Raw genomic sequence first — 19622 nt, forward strand, 5'->3', positions numbered from 1 at the left:
TAAAAAATCTAGTATATTTATAAAAATAATCTCCTAAAATAATTAAAATATGAAACACTTTCTACTCTTGATGTTTACAGTATTTAGCATCAATTTTTCTTTTGCGCAAAACGTTACTGGCTTAGTAACAGATGCATCTGGAACTCCAATAGCTGGAGTTAATGTCGTTGAAAAAGGAACTACCAATGGTGTAGTTACAGATTTTGACGGAAAATATAGTATTGCTGTTGATGGTAATGCAACTTTAGTATTCAGCTATGTTGGTTCAAATACACAAGAAATTGCCGTTAACAACCGAACTACTATTAATGTTACACTTGAAGATGGTGTTAGTCTTGATGAAGTCGTTTTGGTTGGTTCACGTAGTCCTAAAAGAACATCTGTAGATACAGCTGTAGCAATAGATGTTATAGATGTATCAGAAGTTACCACTCAAGTTGGTAAAGTTGAAATAAATGAATTATTACAATATGCTGCACCTTCTTTTAATGCTAATAAGCAATCAGGATCAGATGGTGCTGACCATATCGATCCAGCATCGTTAAGAGGATTGGGACCAGATCAAACATTAGTATTGATTAACGGAAAAAGAAGACACCAATCTTCATTAATAAATATTTTTGGTACTAGAGGTCGTGGTAATACAGGAACTGACTTAAATGCTATTCCTGCATCTGCAATTAAAAGAATTGAGATTTTACGTGATGGTGCATCAGCGCAATATGGATCAGATGCTATTGCTGGTGTTATAAACATTGTACTAAAAGATAATGTTGATGAATTTTCAGGAAGTGTAAACTATGGATTTTATAGCACTAATGCAGATGTAGACACAAGTGCATTTGGTGAATATGGCGCATGGAATACTGATGGATACAGATTAGATACAGAACGTGATGGAAATGCTATTGGAAAAGACAAAAATTTTGATGGTGGTTCTGTAAAAGTAACTGCTAACTATGGTTTTAAAATAGGCGAAAAAGGTGGTTATGCTAATTTTACTACTGAATATTTAAGCAAAAACAAAACATTACGTCCTGCTTTCGACTTTAGAAAAGGATTTGGTGAAGCAGCTATTGATGGATTCAATTTCTTTGGAAATATGGCAATTCCTGTTTCAGATAAAACTGAAGTATATGCTTTTGGTGGTCGTAACTATAGAGATACTGATGCTTATGCATTTACCAGAAATGGTGGTGAGCGCGTTGTAGAATCTATTTATCCTGACGGATTTACACCTCGTATTACATCAAATATCATCGATAATTCTATATCAGCTGGTGTTAGAACAGAAACTGGAAGCGGCTGGAAAGTAGATATTAGCAATACTTGGGGAAAGAATTTTTTCCATTACTATATTAAAGGAACACTTAATGCCTCTTTAGAAGATGTGTCACCAACTGATTTTGATGCTGGTGGACATAGTTTAAGTCAAAATACTGTTAATTTAGATTTTTCTAAATATTATGACAATGTTTTAAGCGGAATGAATTTAGCTTTTGGTGCTGAGTACAGAACTGAAAACTTTATCATTTTTGCTGGTGAAGAAGGTTCATACGGAACTTATACTGAAGACGGATTACTAATTACAGATCCATCAACTCAAACACAAGCAGAAGACGATTTTGGTAATCCACGTCCAGGCGGCTCACAAGGTTTTCCTGGCTATAGTCCAGCTAACGAAGTTGATAGAAGTAGAAGCAATTTATCATTGTATGCAGATGCAGAATTTGATTTATCAGAAAAGTTCTTACTGAGTGCTGCTGCACGTTTTGAAAACTTTAGTGACTTCGGAAGTACATTAAATGGGAAGTTAGCTGCACGTTTAAAAGCATCTGACAATGTTAATATTAGAGGTTCGCTAAGTACTGGCTTTAGAGCACCTTCTTTAGCTCAGATTTATTACAATTTAAAGTTTACAAACTTTGTTGGAGGACAGGCTTTAGAGTCGTTATTATCTCCAAACAACAGTCCTGTGACTGCTTCATTTGGAATTGGTCCACTAAAAGAAGAAAAAGCATTTAACGCTGCACTTGGGTTTACTGCTAAATTTGGTCAGTTTACTGCTACTATTGATGGTTACTATATTGCTGTTAAAGACAGAATTGTATTAACAGGTAATTTTGATGCGCCTCAAATTCCTAATGTTGAAGCTGCGCAGTTCTTTGCTAATGGTGCTGACACAAAAACCACTGGTTTAGATGTTATTTTATCTTGGAAAACAAACATAGGCGAAGACAGTTCGTTTGGAGCAACTTTTTTAGGAAACTTTAATGATATGAAAATCGACAAAGTTCTTAATGGTTCTCTAGATGAACAAACTTTCTTTGGAGAACGAGACAAAGCATTCTTATTAGCTTCTGCTCCTGATAGTAAATTGAGTTTAAACCTTAATTATAATAAAAACTGGTTTGATGCTGGATTAACATTTACTCGCTTTAGTGAAGTACAATTATTAGATTTCCAAATGTTTGAAGACCCAGCTGATTATGGTGGATTTAACCAACAAATTATCGCTGCAACAGATACTTATGAAGCGAAAATGGTTACTGACCTAAATTTAGGATTTAGACTTTCTGAAAATTTAAAACTAAATGCTGGTAGTAATAATCTATTTAATGTATATCCAGATCAACAAGACGATTGGACTGAAGGTGGTGGTTACTGGGATTCTGTACAAATGGGATTTGGTGGTGCTTACTACTACTTAAAAATGAATTATAAATTTTAATACTTAATAATAAGCATAAAAAAACCGAGCGATATCGCTCGGTTTTTTTTATATAAACTATTTAAATCCTTATTCTTCAGGATGCATAAAACGTTGTTTACCTAATAAAGCTTCTTCTGTTTCTACATGACTATCATCAGGAACACAACAATCTACAGGGCAAACAGCAGCGCATTGAGGTTCTTCATGAAACCCTTTACACTCAGTACATTTATCAGGCACTATATAGTAAATTTCATCGCTTACAGGTTCTTGAGCTTCATCAGCATCTACTTCTTTCCCATCAGGTAAAACCACTCGTCCAGACAAGCTTGTTCCATCCTTATATCTCCAATCATCTGCACCTTCATATATTGCTGTATTAGGACATTCTGGTTCACAAGCACCACAATTTATACATTCATCTGTTATTATTATTGCCATAGCATTTTTCTTTTCTAACTTTGCGGAGCAAAAATAAAGCCAAAACCATTCATAACCAAATACAGAATGAATTTACAACAAAGAATTAACGCTTTTGTTAAGTTAGGAGATTTTTTAAGTCAATTTTCGCCAGATGGTATTCATAAAAAAGATACAATTGAGAAAAATGATTTGTTTTTTGATGGGTTTAAACACCAGATTAAATTAGCAGAAGAGCACAATGCTTGGTTTAATAAAGAAAACGTTTTATTTTCCTTAGATGGATGGTCTAAGTCATTAAACAACAGCAATATTAATAAATGGATAGAAAAGTATAACTTTAATGCTGTTGAATCTAAAAAAGTAGCCATTATTATGGCAGGAAATATTCCTTTGGTTGGATTTCATGACTTTATTTCGGTTTTAATTTCTGGTCACAGTGTTGTAGTTAAGCAATCGTCAAATGATAAACACCTTCTTCCCTTTTTAGCTAAGTATTTAGAACATATTGAACCAGAGTTTAAAGATAAAATTGAATTTACTGAAGAAAAGCTAACTCAATTTGATGCTGTTATTGCAACAGGAAGTGATAATACTGCACGATATTTTGAATTTTACTTCAAAAATAAACCTTCAATAATAAGAAAAAACAGAAATTCAGTTGCTATTTTAACTGGTAACGAAAACGAAAACCAGCTTTTAAACTTATCTGAAGACATATTCAGGTATTACGGACTAGGTTGTAGAAACGTATCTAAGCTATTTGTTCCTAAAGACTATAATTTTGAAGCCTTCTTCAAAGCTATGTATCATTGGAACCCTATAATCAACCAAAATAAATATGCTAACAATTATGATTATAACAAAGCTGTTTATTTAATGAGTGAATTTCAAATGTTAGAAAATGGCTTCCTAATGATAAAAGAAGATAATAGTTACTCATCTCCTATAGCGACCCTCTTTTATGAGTATTATGAAACTATAGAATCATTAAAAGAAAAACTAGAAACCGAAGCAGAGCAAATACAATGCATAGTTTCTGATGGATTTACAGAAAATGAAATTCAATTTGGCGAAACACAAAAACCAATGTTATGGGATTATGCAGATAATGTTGACACAATTGCGTTTTTGTTAAAAATATAGTTGATAAATTATCATATTTATAACATCTATTTTATTAGAAATTAGCACCTTTGCAAGTGTTAAAAAACTACATCATGAAAATACATAATTTTAGTGCTGGTCCATGCATTTTACCTCAAGAAGTGCTTTTAAAATCTTCAGAAGCAGTAATGGATTTCAATAATTCAGGCTTATCTTTATTAGAAATATCTCACAGAAGCAAGCCTTTTGTAGATGTAATGGAAAATGCTCGTTCTCTAGCTTTAGAACTTTTAGGATTAGAAGGAAAAGGATATAAAGCACTTTTTTTACAAGGTGGAGCTAGCACACAGTTTTTAATGGTTGCATTAAACTTATTAGAAAAAAGAGCTGGCTACTTAAATACTGGTACTTGGTCTAATAATGCAATTAAAGAAGCGCGTATTTATGATGATGTTTATGAAGTAGCATCTTCAAAAGAAGCTGGTTACAACTATATTCCTAAAGGGTATAGTATTCCTGAAGATTACGATTATTTTCACTGTACATCAAACAACACCATATTTGGAACACAAATGAAATCGTTTCCAGACTCTCCTATTCCTATGGTTTGTGATATGAGTAGTGATATTTTTTCACGTCAGTTAGATTTTACAAAATTTGATTTAATATACGCTGGAGCTCAAAAAAATATGGGTCCTGCAGGTACAACCCTTGTAGTTATTAAAGAAGATATTTTAGGAAAAGTATCTCGTAAAATCCCTTCTGTTATGGATTACAAAGTACATATCGATAAGAGTAGTATGTTCAATACTCCTCCTGTATTTGCGGTTTATGTTTCAATGTTAACTTTAGAGTGGTTAAAAAATTTAGGTGGAATTCCTGCAATAGAAAAGGTTAATGAAATGAAAGCTAGAGTTATCTATTCAGAAATTGATTTAAATCCATTATTTAAAGGATATTCTGTAAAAGAAGACCGTTCTAATATGAATGCTACTTTTAACCTTGTAAATGATGATTTAAAAGAAACTTTTGACACGATGTTAAAAGAAGCAGGAATAAGCGGCTTAAATGGCCATAGAAGTGTTGGTGGCTATAGAGCATCAATGTATAATGCATTACCATTAGATAGTGTGAAAGCGCTTGTAGAAGTAATGAGCGAATTAGAAACAAAAGCATAAAAATTTATAATGAAAGTATTAGCAAACGACGGAATTTCAAAAAGCGGAATTGAAGCATTAGAAAAGGCAGGTTTTCAAGTCATTACGACTACAGTTGCGCAAGAGCAATTAGAAAATTACATAAACCAAAATCATATTGATGTACTTTTAGTTAGAAGCGCTACAACTGTTAGACAAAATTTAATAGATGCTTGTCCAAGTATAAAAATTATTGGTCGTGGTGGTGTTGGTATGGATAATATAGATGTTGAATATGCTCGCAGTAAAGGTATTCATGTTATTAACACTCCAGCAGCATCTTCACAATCTGTTGCTGAGCTAGTATTTGCTCATTTATTTGGTGGTGTTAGATTTTTACACGATTCAAATAGAAATATGCCTCTAGATGGCGACACTCAATTTAATGCTCTGAAAAAAAATTATGCTAAAGGAATGGAATTGAGAGGTAAAACTCTTGGTATCATTGGTTTTGGCAAAATTGGACGTGAAGTCGCAAAAATTGCTTTAGGTGTAGGCATGAAAGTAATTGCTAGCGATAAATTTGTTGGTAAGGCAGATATTAAAGTTGAGTTTTATAATGGTCAGTTTATAAATGTAGAAATTGAAACTCAGCCTATGAAAGAGATTTTACAACATGCTGATTTTATCACATTACATGTTCCTGCACAAAAAGAATATGTAATTTCAGAAAAGCATTTTGACCTTATGAAAAATGGTGTTGGTATTGTTAATGCTGCACGTGGTGGAGTAATTGATGAAGTCGCACTTATTAAAGCAATTGAGAGTGGGAAAGTAGCCTTTGCTGGTCTTGATACATTTGAAGAAGAGCCAACTCCAGCAATACCAGTTTTAATGAATGGTAAAATATCATTAACACCACATATTGGTGCTGCAACAAATGAAGCACAAGACAGAATTGGAACTGAATTAGCGTCACAAATTATCAGTCTTTTAAAAACTGAAGAAACATAAAAGTTATTAACATTAAAGGACAAAAAGGCTAACTACTTAATAAGTTGTAAGCTTTTTTTGTATTTTGAAAATCTAACTTTAAATAATAAAAAATGTCTGGAATTTTAGACCTATTAAACAGTGATTTAGGAAAAACAATTGTAAGTGGTGTAGCTGGCCAAACTAAACAACCTGAAAACAAAACGCAAGATGTGCTAACTATGGCATTGCCTGTATTAATGCAAGCAATGAAAAGAAATGCATCTACACCTCAAGGCGCTGAAGGGTTGCTTGGCGCTTTAAATAGCAAGCATGATGGAAGCATTTTAGAAAACCTAGGCGGATTATTTTCTGGAGGTGTAGACTCAAATGTACTTGATGATGGTGGTAAAATACTTGGTCACGTTTTAGGTGGTAAGCAAAAAAATGTTGAAAATGCTTTAAGTCAGAAATCTGGAATTGATGCAGGCTCTGTAGCACAAATACTTAAAGTAGCTGCTCCAATTTTAATGGGTGTTCTTGGTAATCAAGCTAAACAACAAAATGTAAATAGTCAAGGTGGTCTAGAAGGTTTATTAGGTGGTTTGCTTAAAGGCAATTCTCCTCAGAATGAGCAAAGCTTTTTAGAATCTATACTTGATGCTGATGGAGACGGAAGCATAATTGATGATGTTGCTGGTATGGTGCTTGGTGGAAGCAATAAAAAGAAAGGTGGACTTGCAGGTCTTTTAGGAGGTCTTTTTGGAAAAAAATAATATTTACCAAAATATATTTATTATAGCCGAGCATTATTGCTTGGCTTTTTTGTTAAAAACCCTTAAAAATAAATAGTTAAGGCATTATTTTTGTAACTTTAGTAGAAAAGAAATTCTTATGAAAACATTTGTTTACATCCTTGTGGCTTGTGGTTTATTGGTAGGCTGTAACACATCAGGCACAGCAATAAAAAACACTAATGATATTACCAATTTACATGAGCAAGATACTGTTAGAATAGCTAATGATGATATTGAGTACGAAGTCATCATAATTGAACCAGGTTTCAACTCATGGTTAGTAAGTACAGCACAGCCTAAAGGGTATTATTCACAGCAATATTTAGAAGGCAGAAACAGGCTGTATGTTACCGAGTGGAATTCGCGTGTTTTACAACCTCATAATTTTAATCCTAATTTGTATGAAATGCGAATAGATTATGATCCTAGCATAGATTATGGATACGAGGTAAATTACAAACTTTATAATTATTTTATCTATTTTCAACTTACATACAAACAAAAATTAACAGGTTACGTTCCTAGAATTTAAAGTATATTTGCACTGCAAAATATGCTATGAAAAAATTTAAGAAAAACTGGCAAATACAAAAAAACTGGCAGCTTATATTCCCTTTAATTGGTATAATTGGACTCTTTTATAGTGCTTATAAATTAGCTTTTTTAATCATTACAGAGTTTCACATTGTTTTCACTCCACTAATAATCTTAGTACTATTCTACTTATTATTAAAGTTCTTCCTTTTTTTATTTAAACTGTTAGAAAAAAAATGGATTGTTACTTATAGATGGGAAATTATTCGCATTTTTATTGTTTTTGCAATAACTGGCTCATCATCTGTATTAATAGGAAAACCAATAATAACACTTTTAGGAATTACTAAAGAAAACTTAAACCCTTTTGTGTATTGGTTTTTATATATTATTATTGGGCTTATATTTTATCAAATTTTATTAGTATTCTTTGGATGGCTTTTTGGTCAGTTTCAATTTTTTTGGGAATTTGAAAAGAAGATGCTAAGAAGATTTGGTCTAAAACGATTCATTAATTGATGCACAAAATAAGGCAACATATAATTTTTAAACTAGTAACACTAATCTTAGCAATTGCTTTATTAGTTCCTTCTTTAGTGAAATTATCTCACGCATTTAATCATCATCAACATGAAATATGTAAAGGAGAATATAAAGCACATCTTCACAAGTTAGATATAGACTGTAAGTTTTATAAATTTAAATTAAGCACTCCTTTTTCTGTTCCAAATTACACTACAACGATTGTTATTGCTGAAGATAATTATAAAATTATTGCTTCAGAATACACAATGTTGAGTGAGTATCAGCACTTACACTTTTCCCTTAGAGGTCCACCTCAATTTATTTAATACTTCATTTTAGACCGAAATCAATTCGGCAGTTTAAACTATTAAATAAATTAAATCATATGAAAATTATTTTTAGTGTATTGCTATTAATAGCAATGCCATCTTTATATTCTCAGAATAACTTAAACGGAGTTATTACTGACAAAACTACTAACGAGGCTATCATTTTTGCGAATGTTTATTTTCCGCAATTAGAAAAAGGAACTACTACAGACGAAAACGGATCTTTTAGTCTTACAAACATTCCAACTGGAACATACAAAATTGTTGTTTCCATAATTGGTTATGAAACTTTATCTCAAAACATCACATTCCCATATACAGACATTTTAAATGTACAACTAAACCCTTCAGCAATTGAAATGGAAGAGGTTATTGTATCAACTCCTTTTCACAAATTACAGAGTGAAAATGTAATGAAAGTTGAGCAAGAAAAAATATCCGATTTAAAATCTAAAGGTGCAGTTACACTTGCTGATGGATTATCGAATATTGCTGGTGTAGAAACTGTAACAACTGGTGTGAGTATTGGCAAGCCTGTAATTAGAGGTTTAAGTTCTAATCGAGTTTTAGTTTACACTCAAGGCGTTAGATTAGAAAATCAACAATTTGGCGATGAACATGGTCTTGGACTTAATGATGCTGGTATAGAAAGTGTTGAAGTAATTAAAGGGCCTGCTTCTCTACTCTATGGTAGTGATGCGCTTGGTGGAGTATTGTATTTTAATCCAGAACGATTTGCGCAAAACAACACATCCAGTGGTGATATTAGTGCAAATTACTATTCAAATACTCAAGGCTACAATACTAATGCAGGTTTTAAATCTTCTGGTGAAAAATTTAAATACATTTTTAGAGGAAGCTTAGCAGAACATTCAGATTATAAAACTAACAGTTATAGAGTAACAAATACACGCTTTAGAGAGCAAGATTTTAAAGCTGCTTTAGGATACCAAGTAAACAACTTTAAAACAGAACTGCGTTATAATTTAAATAGCTCAAAACTAGGTATTCCAGAAGAAATTGGAGAACAATCTACTAACAGAGCGCCATTATTACCTTATCAGAATATTACTAATCATATTTTAAGTTCAAAATCTACAGTGTTTTTTAATAATTCGAGTTTAGATATCAATTTAGGATTATTATATAACGACAGAAAAGAATTTGAAGAAGAACATCATCATGATGATGAAGATGAAGAAGATGAGCATGAAGAGCATGAAGAAGAAACCTTAGATGCAGCACTTCACATGAAGCTAAAAACGTTTAACTATGATATAAAATACAATCTTCCAAAACTTGGTAAGTTTGAAACTATTGTAGGCGTTCAAGGTATGAGTCAAAATAACGCTAATTATGGTGAAGAAGAATTAATTCCTGATGCAACTACAAATGATATTGGGATTTTAGCAACATCACATATTCATTTTGAAAAAGCAGATATACAACTAGGTGCACGCTTTGATAATAGAACCATAAGTGTCGTTGACGGGTTAAACAAAAAATTTAATAGTTTTAATGGTGCTATTGGAGTGAAAACAAATATTGCAAATCAAATCACAGCACGACTAAACTTAGCTTCAGGGTTTAGAGCTCCAAATTTAGCTGAATTAACTTCAGATGGAACTCATGAAGGTACTAATCGTTATGAAATTGGAAATCCAAACCTAAACAATGAACAGAATTTTCAAATCGATTTAGCATTAGAATACAAAAATGAGCATTTAGAGCTTTTTGCAAATGGTTTTTATAATATTGTAAATGATTACATTTTTCTGTCACCAAATGGCGATGTTATAGATGATACAGATGTTTATCTTTATCTTCAAGATGATGCTAAGTTATATGGTGGAGAAATCGGGTTTCATTTACATCCTCACCCATTAGATTGGTTGCATTTTGAAAGCAGCTTTGAAACCGTTACAGGTAAACAAAATAATAATGACAGCTATTTACCTCTAATTCCTGCAAATAGTTTGAATAACACAGTTAGAGTTGAATATAACACAAAATGGCTAGACAAAGGATATGCCTTTATAAAATTAAATTCTACTTTTAAACAAAACAATGTTAGTGGTTTTGAAACTACAACTAGTGGTTATGACTTATTAAGTGTTGGATTTGGTGGTATTGTTAAACTTTTTGATAATGAATTGAGCATAGCTATATCTGGTAGTAATTTAACTGATAAAGAATATATTAATCATTTATCTAGATTAAAACCTGAAGGCATTTACAATATGGGACGCAATTTTAATATTGGTCTTACATACACACTTTAAAAACAAAATCCCTTCCAGAAAACGGAAGGGATTTTTTTATTGTTTTACTTGAATAGTTTTCTCTTCATTACTAAAAACATAAGTGTATAACCACATTAAAGTAAAGGTAGGAATAACATCAAACCCAGGAAGTGCTTCTTCAACAAAATTTATAATTGCTGCAACCTTACCAGTTTTGCCTTTGTACATTTTAGTCATTAACCATGCTGAAACAGGAGCCCAAATAATATCGGCAAACTCTCCTATTCCTGGAATAATAAAACTCGTATAACCTAAAGCATCAAAAACGATTCCTAATGCTAATTTTTTGTATTTACTCATTTAATAATTTTAATTTATAATCTGTTATAAACAAGAAACATACCAAAAATTAGACTAAGAAAAAGAATTACTTATAAGCTTTAAAAACTCATTACGAGTTTCAATTTTTTCAAATTGTCCTCTAAAACCAGAAGTTGTAGTTACTGAGTTTTGTTTTTGAACACCTCGCATCATCATACACATATGTGAAGCTTCTATAACAACGGCTACACCTTGAGGCTTTAAAGTATCATTAATACAATCTAATATTTGTTGTGTTAAACGTTCTTGTACTTGCAATCTACGAGAAAAAACATCAACAATTCTAGGTAATTTGCTTAATCCAACTATATGACCATTAGGAATATAAGCTATGTGTGCTTTTCCAAAAAAAGGGAGAATGTGGTGCTCACACAAAGAATACACCTCAATATCTTTAACAATTACCATTTCATTATAAGATTCTTTAAACATTGCGCTTTTAAGAATCTCAGCGGCATCTTGATTATACCCTTGAGTTAAAAACTGCATAGCTTTTGATGCTCTTTCTGGAGTTTTAAGTAATCCGTCTCGTGAAACATCTTCACCTAAATCTTCAATTATACTTTTGTAACGAGCTTTAATATCTTCTGTTACCTGCTCGTTGTATTCTTCAAAATATTTATATGGCATTTTATAGTTTTAGTTAAGTAGTTATAAAAATAAACAAAATTTATTTGTCTAGTTAATGGTATTTACCTTTCAAAAAACATTAACAATCTATTAAGGTTTTTAACGTTTACTTATGATAATCACAAAAAATGCATAGTTAGTTTTGTAATTAACTGTAACAAACTAAATTTTTTATTGTCTTTTAAAAAACAATAAAAAATCATCAATCAAAAAAACATGAAAAACCGCTTAAATTTCATTCTTGTTTTTATGCTATGTCTCTCATCAATTCTAGCGCAAGAAAAAAAAACACTACAAATTTCACGAACTGATAATCCACCAAAAATTGATGGTGTATTAGATGACGCTGCTTGGGAAAACGCCATGGAAGCTAAAGATTTTACTCAATTTAGGCCTACCATGGGAGTTGCTGAAAAAGATTTTCAGAAAACTGTAGTAAAAATGACATATGACAATGATGCAATATATATAGCTGCATATTTGTATGACAAGCCTGAGTTAATTATGAAGCAAGTAACAAGCAGAGATAATTTTGGGCAGAATGATTTTTTTCTAGTAGTCCTAAACCCTAATAACGATGCTCAAAATGATACTGAACTAGTAGTTTTTCCAACAGGAACACAAGCTGATGCTATTGCTAATCCCAGCAATGGAGAAGATTTTGGATGGAATGCTGTTTGGGATAGTGCTGTAAAAATTGTTGATGATGGTTGGATTGTAGAAATGAAAATACCTTATGCAGTTTTACGATTTTCAAATCAAGAAGAACCAACTTGGGGACTACAGTTTCACAGACAGTTTAGGCAAACTCGTGAACAATACACATGGAATCCACTAGATATAACAAAAGGTAATATTGGGTTATATCATGGAGAATTAAAAGGCCTAAAAGATATTGAACCTCCTACTCGATTGAGTTTTTACCCATTTGCCTCAACACTTATAAATACATTTGATGGCAAAACTACTGATGATTATAGTTTAGGATTAGATGTAAAATATGGTATAAGTGAAAACTTTACTTTAGATATGACACTTATTCCAGATTTTAGTCAGGCTGGTTTTGATAATAGAACTCTTAACCTTGGTCCTTTTGAACAAACATTTTCTGAGCAACGTCAGTTTTTTACTGAAGGAGTAGATTTATTTAGTAAAGGTAATTTATTCTTTTCTAGACGTGTTGGCAACAGACCATCTGGAGATGTAACACTTAATACAAACGAAGAAGTAACCAATTTTCCTAATACAGTAAAAGTATTGAATGCTGCTAAAGTGTCTGGTAGAACTAAAAAAGGATTAGGTATTGGTGTATTTAATGCCATTACAGAAAAAACTAACGCTATTATAAGAGACTCTATTACAGGCGCAGTAAGAGAAGAAGTTGTTGAGCCATTATCTAATTACAATATAATAGTTTTAGACCAGCAATTTAATGGTAACTCATCTATAAGCTTAATTAATACTAATGTTACTCGTAGTGGACATTTTAGAGACGCAAATGTTACAGGACTTTTAGCAGATATTACCAATAAGAAAAACACTTATAATATTGAAGGTCAGGTAAAAATGAGTAACGTTAATAATCTTGATGGTAATACAACGGGATTGAGTACATTTTTTGTTGCAAGAAAAGTACATGGTAACTTTAGATATAGCTTTGATCATAGCTATGCTGATACCAAATACAACATAAACGATTTAGGTTTACAATATAGAAACAATTTCAATAATTTTGGAGTTGACGCCTCTTACAGAACATTTGAGCCAACAAAAAAATTGAATAACTACTATATAGGAACATATATTAATTATACCAGATTAGCAGATCCAGGTGAATATACAGGAAGCAGTTTTGGTTTTAATTATAATGCCCAAACAAAAACATTACACAACTTTGGAGGTAATATAAACCATCAACCTGGAAAACAATTCGATTATTTTGAACCTAGAGCTGAAGGCCGTTATTTTATTTATGAGAATAGGATAAATTCTAATCTTTGGGTATCTACAAACTATAATAAAACTTTTGCTTTTGATGCAAATCTTGGAGGTGCCACTTATTTTGAAAAAAACAGAAATACTAACGAATATTGGTTTGGTGTAAGCCCAAGAGTAAGATTCAGTGATAAACTTTTAATTAGTTATTCATTTGATTATAATATGATTTATAATGACAGAGGTTATACAGATACTCAAGGAAATGATATTATTTTTGGAGAACGTGATCAAAAAACAATTGTAAATAGCATTTCTGGTAACTATAATTTTAACTCCTTTCATGCGCTTTCACTTACATTCAGAAACTATTGGTCAACAGTAATGTATGACAACGAGTTATTTACCCTTCAGGATAATGGTAGACTAACAAAAGATACTGGCTATACTGTTAATGATATTGAAGATCCAAATGTAAACTTTAACACATGGAATTTAGATTTTTCATACTCATGGCAATTTGCTCCAGGAAGTCAATTGTCAGCATTATACAGAAACCAGTTATTTAATTTCTCAAATGCTTCATCAGATGATTATTTTGATAGTTTAAGTGATTTATTTGAACAGCCTATTCAGCATACATTTTCACTTCGTTTAGTCTATTTTATAGATTATAACAATATAAAAAATGTCTTTAATAAGAAATCGAGTTGAGTATTGCCAATCACAGCTTAAAGTCTTAAATTGTGAGCATGATAAAAGCAAGAAATATTCATAAATATTATAACGATTTACACGTTTTAAAAGGTGTAGATTTAAACATTACAAAAGGCGAAATAGTATCTATTGTTGGTGCTTCTGGAGCAGGAAAAACAACATTATTACAAATTTTAGGAACACTCGATAGAGCAAACTCAAAAGAAGATAGTTCTTTGTTAATTAATGATATAGATATCAATTCGTTAAATGATAAGTATCTTGCTAAATTTAGAAATGAACATATAGGCTTTATTTTTCAATTTCATCAGTTATTACCTGAGTTTACTGCTCTTGAGAACGTTTGCATTCCAGCATTTATAAAAAACACATCAAAATCTGATGCTGAAAAGCGTGCTAAAGAATTATTAGATTTTCTTGGTTTAAAAAATCGTTATGATCACAAACCAAATGAATTATCTGGTGGAGAACAACAACGAGTTGCTGTTGCCAGAGCTTTAGTAAATAATCCTGATTTAATTTTCGCTGATGAGCCCTCGGGAAACCTTGATAGTGAAAGTGCCGAAAATTTGCATAACCTGTTTTTTAAACTTCGTGATGAATTTGGGCAAACCTTTGTTATTGTTACTCATAACGAAGAATTAGCAGACATGGCTGACAGAAAACTGGTTATGGTTGACGGTAACATTGTTGTTTAAACCTTTAATACTCCTCTAAAACCTCTTGCTGCATAATACGATTGAGCTCCATTATGGTATACAAACACATTTCCATAACGAAAATCTGCAAAAATAGCACCTCCAAGTTTTCTAATATCTGAAGGAGTTTTTAACCAACTTGATGTTTTAACATCAAAATTCCCTAATTTTTGTAATGCTTTATATTGCTCTTCATTTAGTAACTCAATATTCATACTAGTAGCCATGTCAACTGCTGTATTTTCTGGCTTATATTCTTTTCTAGACTCTAATCCTTCTCTATCATAACAAACACTTCTACGTCCTTTTGGGCTTTCGGCAGAGCAATCATAAAATACATATTCATTAGTAGTTTTATCAAAATCTACAACATCTGGCTCACCTCCAGTTATTTCCATTTCATTAAGTGACCACAACTTTTCTGGATTAGCCTCTAGTCTGTTTTCAACTTTATTCCATTCAATACCTTTATGTCTGCTCATATTTTTTTCAAAGCGAACTTTTAATATTTTTATTAACTCTTCATGTTGGCTTTGTGTTAGTACATTATTCTTTTTAGTTGTCATCTGCGGAATATTCTTAATTAAACTATCTTAAATTGAGCAAGTAAAATATCATTCTTAATAGCTAAGTTAATTTTTTAATTCAAAAACAGCAATTTTAAACATTCTAAAAAGCGAATAAATAGTTAAAAACTAATCCTACTTTCTATTTATAAATAACCTCTAAAAACCTTAACTTTGCTACAGTAAAAAATCATCTAAAAAAAGCTATGGAATACAGAATAGAAAAAGATACAATGGGAGAAGTTAAAGTGCCTGCAGATAAACTTTGGGGAGCACAAACTGAACGTTCACGTAATAACTTTAAAATAGGAACACCAGCATCTATGCCTTTAGAAATAGTGTATGGATTCGCTTATCTTAAAAAGGCTGCTGCATTTACTAATTGTGAATTAGGTGTACTAGCTATAGAAAAAAGAGATTTAATTGCTCAAGTATGTGATGAAATTCTTGAAGGAAAACACGATGATCAGTTTCCTTTAGTAATTTGGCAAACAGGTTCTGGAACACAAAGTAACATGAATGTAAATGAAGTTATTGCTAACAGAGCTCAACAACTTGCTGGGAAAGTAATTGGTGAAGGTGAAGCTGTAATAAAAGCTAATGACGATGTTAATAAATCTCAATCATCTAATGACACTTTTCCAACAGGAATGCATATTGCGGCTTATAAAAAGGTAGTAGAAACTACTATTCCAGGTGTTATACAATTGCGTAATACACTTCATAAAAAAGCTTTAGCTTACAAAGATGTTGTAAAAATTGGTCGTACACATTTAATGGATGCCACACCACTTACATTAGGACAAGAACTTTCTGGGTATGTAGCTCAATTAGATCATGGTATAAAAGCTTTGCAAAACACATTGTCACACTTAAGCGAACTTGCACTTGGTGGCACTGCAGTTGGAACAGGTTTAAACACACCTAAAGGTTATAGTAAAAGAGTAGCTGAGTATATTGCAAAATTTACCGAGTTACCTTTTATAACTGCTCCAAACAAGTTTGAAGCTCTTGCTGCTCATGATGCTTTAGTAGAAACTCATGGTGCTCTAAAACAACTTGCAGTAAGTTTAAATAAAATAGCTAACGATATTCGTATGATGGCTTCTGGTCCTCGTAGTGGAATTGGTGAGATAATCATTCCAGCAAATGAACCAGGAAGTTCAATTATGCCAGGAAAAGTTAACCCAACTCAATGTGAAGCTTTAACTATGGTTTGTGCTCAAGTAATGGGTAACGATGTAGCTGTTTCAGTTGGTGGAATGCAAGGTCATTATGAGCTAAATGTTTTTAAACCAATGATGGCTGCCAATGTATTACACTCTGCGCAATTGCTTGGTGATGCATGTATAAGCTTTGATGAACATTGTGCGCAAGGAATTGAGCCTAATCACGATGTCATCAAAAAATTATTAAATAATTCTCTAATGTTGGTTACAGCTTTAAACACTAAAATTGGTTATTATAAAGCTGCTGAAATAGCAAATACTGCTCATAAAAATGGTACAACTCTTAAAGAAGAAGCTATTAATTTAGGGTATGTTACAGCAGAAGATTATGATGCTTGGGTAAAACCTGAAGATATGGTTGGTGGACTAAAATAAACCGAAAACCAAAGTATAAACAGATAAAGTGCTAATGATTCATTCATCTAGCACTTTTTTTTATCATTTAAATTCCTAAATTTAGAATCTAAACTCTATTTATGTCTTTACTTATTATAAACATCAAAGAACTACTTCAAGTGAGAGAAACCAACGTTACCATTGTAAAAGGTAACGATATGAAAATTCTTCCAACTATTAAAAATGCATACGTGCTAATAGATTATGACACAATTGTAGAATATGGTAGTATGGATGATTATGAAAATATAGAAGCTGATGAAGTTATTGATGCTAAAGGTAAAATAGTACTTCCAGCTTGGTGTGACTCACATACGCATCTTGTTTTTGCTGGAGACAGATCTCAAGAGTTTGTTGATAGGATTAATGGTTTAACCTATGAAGAAATTGCAGCTCGTGGTGGAGGTATTTTAAATTCTGCTGAAAAACTGCAAAACACAAGCGAAGATGAACTTTACGAGCAATCTTTAAAACGTTTAAATGCTGTTATAAAATTAGGAACAGGAGCTATTGAAATTAAATCTGGCTATGGATTAACAGTTGATGCCGAACTAAAAATGTTACGAGTTATTAAACGTCTAAGCAAAGAATCGCAAGTAAAAATAAAAGCAACACTTTTAGGTGCACATGCTTTACCTAAAGAATATAAAGACAATAAAAGCGCCTTTGTAGACCTTGTTATAAATGAAATGATTCCTAAAGTAAGCAAAGAGCGTTTAGCCGAGTACATTGATGTATTTTGTGAGAAAGGTTATTTTTCTCTAGAAGATACCGAACGCATTTTAAATGCAGGTGTTGAGCATGGATTAATTCCAAAAATACATGTTAATCAGTTTAATGCATTTGGTGGTGTAGCACTTGGTGTGAAATACAATGCACTTTCTGTTGACCATCTAGAAGAATTAAATAATGAAGACGTTGATGCTTTAAAAAACAGCAAAACAATGCCAGTTGCATTACCTTCTTGTTCATACTTTTTAAGTATTCCTTATACTCCAGCTCGTCAAATTATTGATGCAGGTTTACCTATTGCACTAGCAACAGACTATAATCCTGGCTCTACTCCTAGTGGTAATATGAATTTTGTGGTAAGCACTGCTTGTATAAAAATGAAAATGACTCCTGAAGAAGCTATAAACGCAGCTACAATTAATGGTGCTTATGCTATGGGAATTTCCAATCAGTACGGAAGTATTTGCAGAGGTAAAAAAGCGAACCTAATTATAACTAAAGAAATTCCTAGTTATCATTATTTACCTTATGCCTTTGGAGATAATCTGATTGATAAGGTTATAATTAATGGACGAATAGTTTTATAAATAAAAAACCCGAAAGCTATACTTTCGGGTTTTTCATAATGAACTAATTAATTTATATCTATTACTTAAGTGTAAACTGTGTAGAAGACACTAATTCTTTTTTGTTGTAAACATTAACTGTGTAACGTCCTTCAGAAAACTCTCCACTAGGTGAAACAAACTCACAAATGTTTATGCTTCTGTTTTCGTAGTTAAATTTACTTATTAAGCTATAATTTAATGATTTATCACCAAATTGAATTTGCTCATTTACACCTAAAACATTACTTCTAGGATCTAATACTTGTACATATAATTCTTTATCTCCAGCACCAACTAAAGTGTTTTTAGCTACAGTAAAGCATATTCTAATTTTATCACTTCTTGAAGCTCTTTCAGTAGGAATTAATTTACCTGAACTTCTTTCAATAACACCATAACTCTTTAAATCAACAGTTTGAAGTACAGCGGCATTTTCAACAACATTAGCTAATTCGTTGTTTTGCACTAATAATGAATCAGAAAACATTGTACGCTCAGCTAATCTAACGTTAGTACTATCTAAAGATGTTGCTAATAATGAGTTTTCAATTTTTAATCTGTCATTTTCAGTCAACAACGCATCCATTTCTTCTTGTAACGCTAAAAATTTCTTTTTATAGCTCCATAATCCTTTAACTGATGCTTGAGAAATTTTTAATGAATCCATTAAACCTTGAATACGATTTCTTGCTTCTACTAAATCTGCATTTGCAGCTTCATTCTCTCCAATAGCAATATCATATTGTTTTGCCATGTTACTCAAGTCTGTCATAACTTGTTGTTTCTCTTCTGTTAATTCAGCTTGTACTTTTTTACTGTCATTATACAATTTTGAAGTGTAAAATCCTGTTCCTAAAAACAGTGCTAATAAAATTCCTAATGCAATTTTTAATCCTGTGCCTTTGTTTGTACTTTCCATAAGTGTTTGTTGTATTTAACGTTAATTCTATTTTA

The 19622-nt window shown here is 31.8% G+C and carries 18 protein-coding genes; 13 read left to right on the forward strand and 5 right to left on the reverse strand.

What is annotated here, in order from left to right:
• The first annotated feature begins 49 nt into the window (after positions 1–49).
• Positions 50–2731, forward strand: a complete 2682-nt coding sequence (locus IEW41_RS08005) for a TonB-dependent receptor (RefSeq protein WP_188605822.1) — start codon at positions 50–52, stop codon at positions 2729–2731.
• Positions 2732–2800: 69 nt separating this feature from the next.
• On the opposite strand, the gene IEW41_RS08010 is transcribed toward IEW41_RS08005, so the two are convergent.
• Entirely contained in the window at positions 2801–3154 is a 354-nt protein-coding gene (locus IEW41_RS08010; RefSeq protein ID WP_188605823.1) for a 4Fe-4S dicluster domain-containing protein, read from the reverse strand.
• A gap of 66 nt (positions 3155–3220) precedes the next feature.
• On the opposite strand from IEW41_RS08010, the gene IEW41_RS08015 reads away from it, so the two are divergent.
• The 8 genes from IEW41_RS08015 (at position 3221) to IEW41_RS08050 (ending at position 10815) form a co-directional block, all read left to right on the forward strand.
• Positions 3221–4279: an acyl-CoA reductase gene (locus IEW41_RS08015; protein ID WP_188605824.1), complete on the forward strand. Its 1059-nt coding sequence runs from the start codon at positions 3221–3223 to the stop codon at positions 4277–4279.
• A gap of 74 nt (positions 4280–4353) precedes the next feature.
• On the forward strand, positions 4354–5418 hold the full coding sequence (serC, locus tag IEW41_RS08020) for a 3-phosphoserine/phosphohydroxythreonine transaminase (protein WP_188605825.1): 1065 nt from the start codon (positions 4354–4356) through the stop codon (positions 5416–5418).
• Positions 5419–5427: 9 nt separating this feature from the next.
• The gene (locus IEW41_RS08025) at positions 5428–6390 is read left to right on the forward strand and encodes a D-2-hydroxyacid dehydrogenase (protein ID WP_188605826.1); all 963 of its coding nucleotides are present in this window, start codon (positions 5428–5430) and stop codon (positions 6388–6390) included.
• A 92-nt stretch (positions 6391–6482) separates the two neighbouring features.
• Entirely contained in the window at positions 6483–7124 is a 642-nt protein-coding gene (locus tag IEW41_RS08030; RefSeq protein ID WP_188605827.1) for a DUF937 domain-containing protein, read from the forward strand.
• Positions 7125–7242: 118 nt separating this feature from the next.
• Positions 7243–7677, forward strand: a complete 435-nt coding sequence (locus IEW41_RS08035) for a DUF6146 family protein (RefSeq protein WP_188605828.1) — start codon at positions 7243–7245, stop codon at positions 7675–7677.
• 26 nt (positions 7678–7703) lie between these two features.
• Complete coding sequence (locus tag IEW41_RS08040; RefSeq protein ID WP_188605829.1) at positions 7704–8198, forward strand: DUF6787 family protein; 495 nt, start codon at positions 7704–7706, stop codon at positions 8196–8198.
• Positions 8198–8530: a hypothetical protein gene (locus IEW41_RS08045; protein WP_188605830.1), complete on the forward strand. Its 333-nt coding sequence runs from the start codon at positions 8198–8200 to the stop codon at positions 8528–8530. Before IEW41_RS08040 ends, IEW41_RS08045 begins: the two co-directional genes overlap by 1 nt.
• A gap of 59 nt (positions 8531–8589) precedes the next feature.
• Complete coding sequence (locus IEW41_RS08050) at positions 8590–10815, forward strand: TonB-dependent receptor (protein WP_188605831.1); 2226 nt, start codon at positions 8590–8592, stop codon at positions 10813–10815.
• Between the two features lie 36 nt (positions 10816–10851).
• Here IEW41_RS08050 and IEW41_RS08055 read toward each other — a convergent pair whose 3' ends face one another.
• Positions 10852–11136 carry a hypothetical protein gene (locus IEW41_RS08055; protein WP_188605832.1) on the reverse strand — a complete coding sequence of 95 codons (285 nt, stop codon included), beginning with the start codon at positions 11134–11136 and terminating at the stop codon, positions 10852–10854.
• Positions 11137–11190: 54 nt separating this feature from the next.
• The gene (gene folE, locus IEW41_RS08060; RefSeq protein ID WP_188605833.1) at positions 11191–11787 is read right to left on the reverse strand and encodes a GTP cyclohydrolase I FolE; all 597 of its coding nucleotides are present in this window, start codon (positions 11785–11787) and stop codon (positions 11191–11193) included.
• A gap of 216 nt (positions 11788–12003) precedes the next feature.
• Between folE and IEW41_RS08065 the strand changes: the two genes are divergently transcribed.
• Together IEW41_RS08065 and IEW41_RS08070 are read left to right on the forward strand one after the other, a co-directional pair.
• Positions 12004–14436, forward strand: coding sequence for a DUF5916 domain-containing protein (locus IEW41_RS08065; protein WP_188605834.1), 2433 nt, complete (start codon positions 12004–12006; stop codon positions 14434–14436).
• A 38-nt stretch (positions 14437–14474) separates the two neighbouring features.
• Positions 14475–15137 (forward strand): ABC transporter ATP-binding protein, encoded by a 663-nt coding sequence (locus IEW41_RS08070; protein ID WP_188605835.1) that lies wholly within the window; start codon positions 14475–14477, stop codon positions 15135–15137.
• Here IEW41_RS08070 and IEW41_RS08075 read toward each other — a convergent pair.
• On the reverse strand, positions 15134–15703 hold the full coding sequence (locus IEW41_RS08075; RefSeq protein ID WP_188605836.1) for a DUF4256 domain-containing protein: 570 nt from the start codon (positions 15701–15703) through the stop codon (positions 15134–15136). The two genes, IEW41_RS08070 and IEW41_RS08075, sit on opposite strands and share 4 nt — an antisense overlap.
• Positions 15704–15909: 206 nt before the next feature.
• Here IEW41_RS08075 and fumC point away from each other — a divergent pair, with 206 nt between their 5' ends.
• A complete protein-coding gene (gene fumC / locus IEW41_RS08080; RefSeq protein WP_188605837.1) occupies positions 15910–17307 on the forward strand; it encodes a class II fumarate hydratase in 1398 nt (465 codons plus the stop codon).
• A 101-nt stretch (positions 17308–17408) separates the two neighbouring features.
• A complete protein-coding gene (gene hutI, locus IEW41_RS08085; protein WP_188605838.1) occupies positions 17409–18647 on the forward strand; it encodes an imidazolonepropionase in 1239 nt (412 codons plus the stop codon).
• Between the two features lie 61 nt (positions 18648–18708).
• Here the strand turns inward: hutI and IEW41_RS08090 are convergent, their stop codons facing one another.
• Positions 18709–19587, reverse strand: a complete 879-nt coding sequence (locus IEW41_RS08090) for a DUF8428 domain-containing protein (protein WP_188605839.1) — start codon at positions 19585–19587, stop codon at positions 18709–18711.
• Positions 19588–19622: the final 35 nt, after the last annotated feature.

Source organism: Aquaticitalea lipolytica, from assembly GCF_014641635.1.
Classification (GTDB): domain Bacteria; phylum Bacteroidota; class Bacteroidia; order Flavobacteriales; family Flavobacteriaceae; genus Aquaticitalea; species Aquaticitalea lipolytica.

Coding starts and splice junctions, on each gene's coding strand:
- fumC (WP_188605837.1), top strand. CDS start 15,910: ATGGAATACAGAATAGAAAAAGATACAATGGGAGAAGTTAAAGTGCCT.
- hutI (WP_188605838.1), top strand. CDS start 17,409: ATGTCTTTACTTATTATAAACATCAAAGAACTACTTCAAGTGAGAGAA.
- IEW41_RS08010 (WP_188605823.1), bottom strand. CDS start 3,154: ATGGCAATAATAATAACAGATGAATGTATAAATTGTGGTGCTTGTGAA.
- IEW41_RS08015 (WP_188605824.1), top strand. CDS start 3,221: ATGAATTTACAACAAAGAATTAACGCTTTTGTTAAGTTAGGAGATTTT.
- serC (WP_188605825.1), top strand. CDS start 4,354: ATGAAAATACATAATTTTAGTGCTGGTCCATGCATTTTACCTCAAGAA.
- IEW41_RS08035 (WP_188605828.1), top strand. CDS start 7,243: ATGAAAACATTTGTTTACATCCTTGTGGCTTGTGGTTTATTGGTAGGC.
- IEW41_RS08070 (WP_188605835.1), top strand. CDS start 14,475: ATGATAAAAGCAAGAAATATTCATAAATATTATAACGATTTACACGTT.
- IEW41_RS08040 (WP_188605829.1), top strand. CDS start 7,704: ATGAAAAAATTTAAGAAAAACTGGCAAATACAAAAAAACTGGCAGCTT.
- IEW41_RS08030 (WP_188605827.1), top strand. CDS start 6,483: ATGTCTGGAATTTTAGACCTATTAAACAGTGATTTAGGAAAAACAATT.
- IEW41_RS08055 (WP_188605832.1), bottom strand. CDS start 11,136: ATGAGTAAATACAAAAAATTAGCATTAGGAATCGTTTTTGATGCTTTA.
- IEW41_RS08005 (WP_188605822.1), top strand. CDS start 50: ATGAAACACTTTCTACTCTTGATGTTTACAGTATTTAGCATCAATTTT.
- folE (WP_188605833.1), bottom strand. CDS start 11,787: ATGCCATATAAATATTTTGAAGAATACAACGAGCAGGTAACAGAAGAT.
- IEW41_RS08090 (WP_188605839.1), bottom strand. CDS start 19,587: ATGGAAAGTACAAACAAAGGCACAGGATTAAAAATTGCATTAGGAATT.
- IEW41_RS08025 (WP_188605826.1), top strand. CDS start 5,428: ATGAAAGTATTAGCAAACGACGGAATTTCAAAAAGCGGAATTGAAGCA.
- IEW41_RS08065 (WP_188605834.1), top strand. CDS start 12,004: ATGAAAAACCGCTTAAATTTCATTCTTGTTTTTATGCTATGTCTCTCA.
- IEW41_RS08075 (WP_188605836.1), bottom strand. CDS start 15,703: ATGACAACTAAAAAGAATAATGTACTAACACAAAGCCAACATGAAGAG.
- IEW41_RS08045 (WP_188605830.1), top strand. CDS start 8,198: ATGCACAAAATAAGGCAACATATAATTTTTAAACTAGTAACACTAATC.
- IEW41_RS08050 (WP_188605831.1), top strand. CDS start 8,590: ATGAAAATTATTTTTAGTGTATTGCTATTAATAGCAATGCCATCTTTA.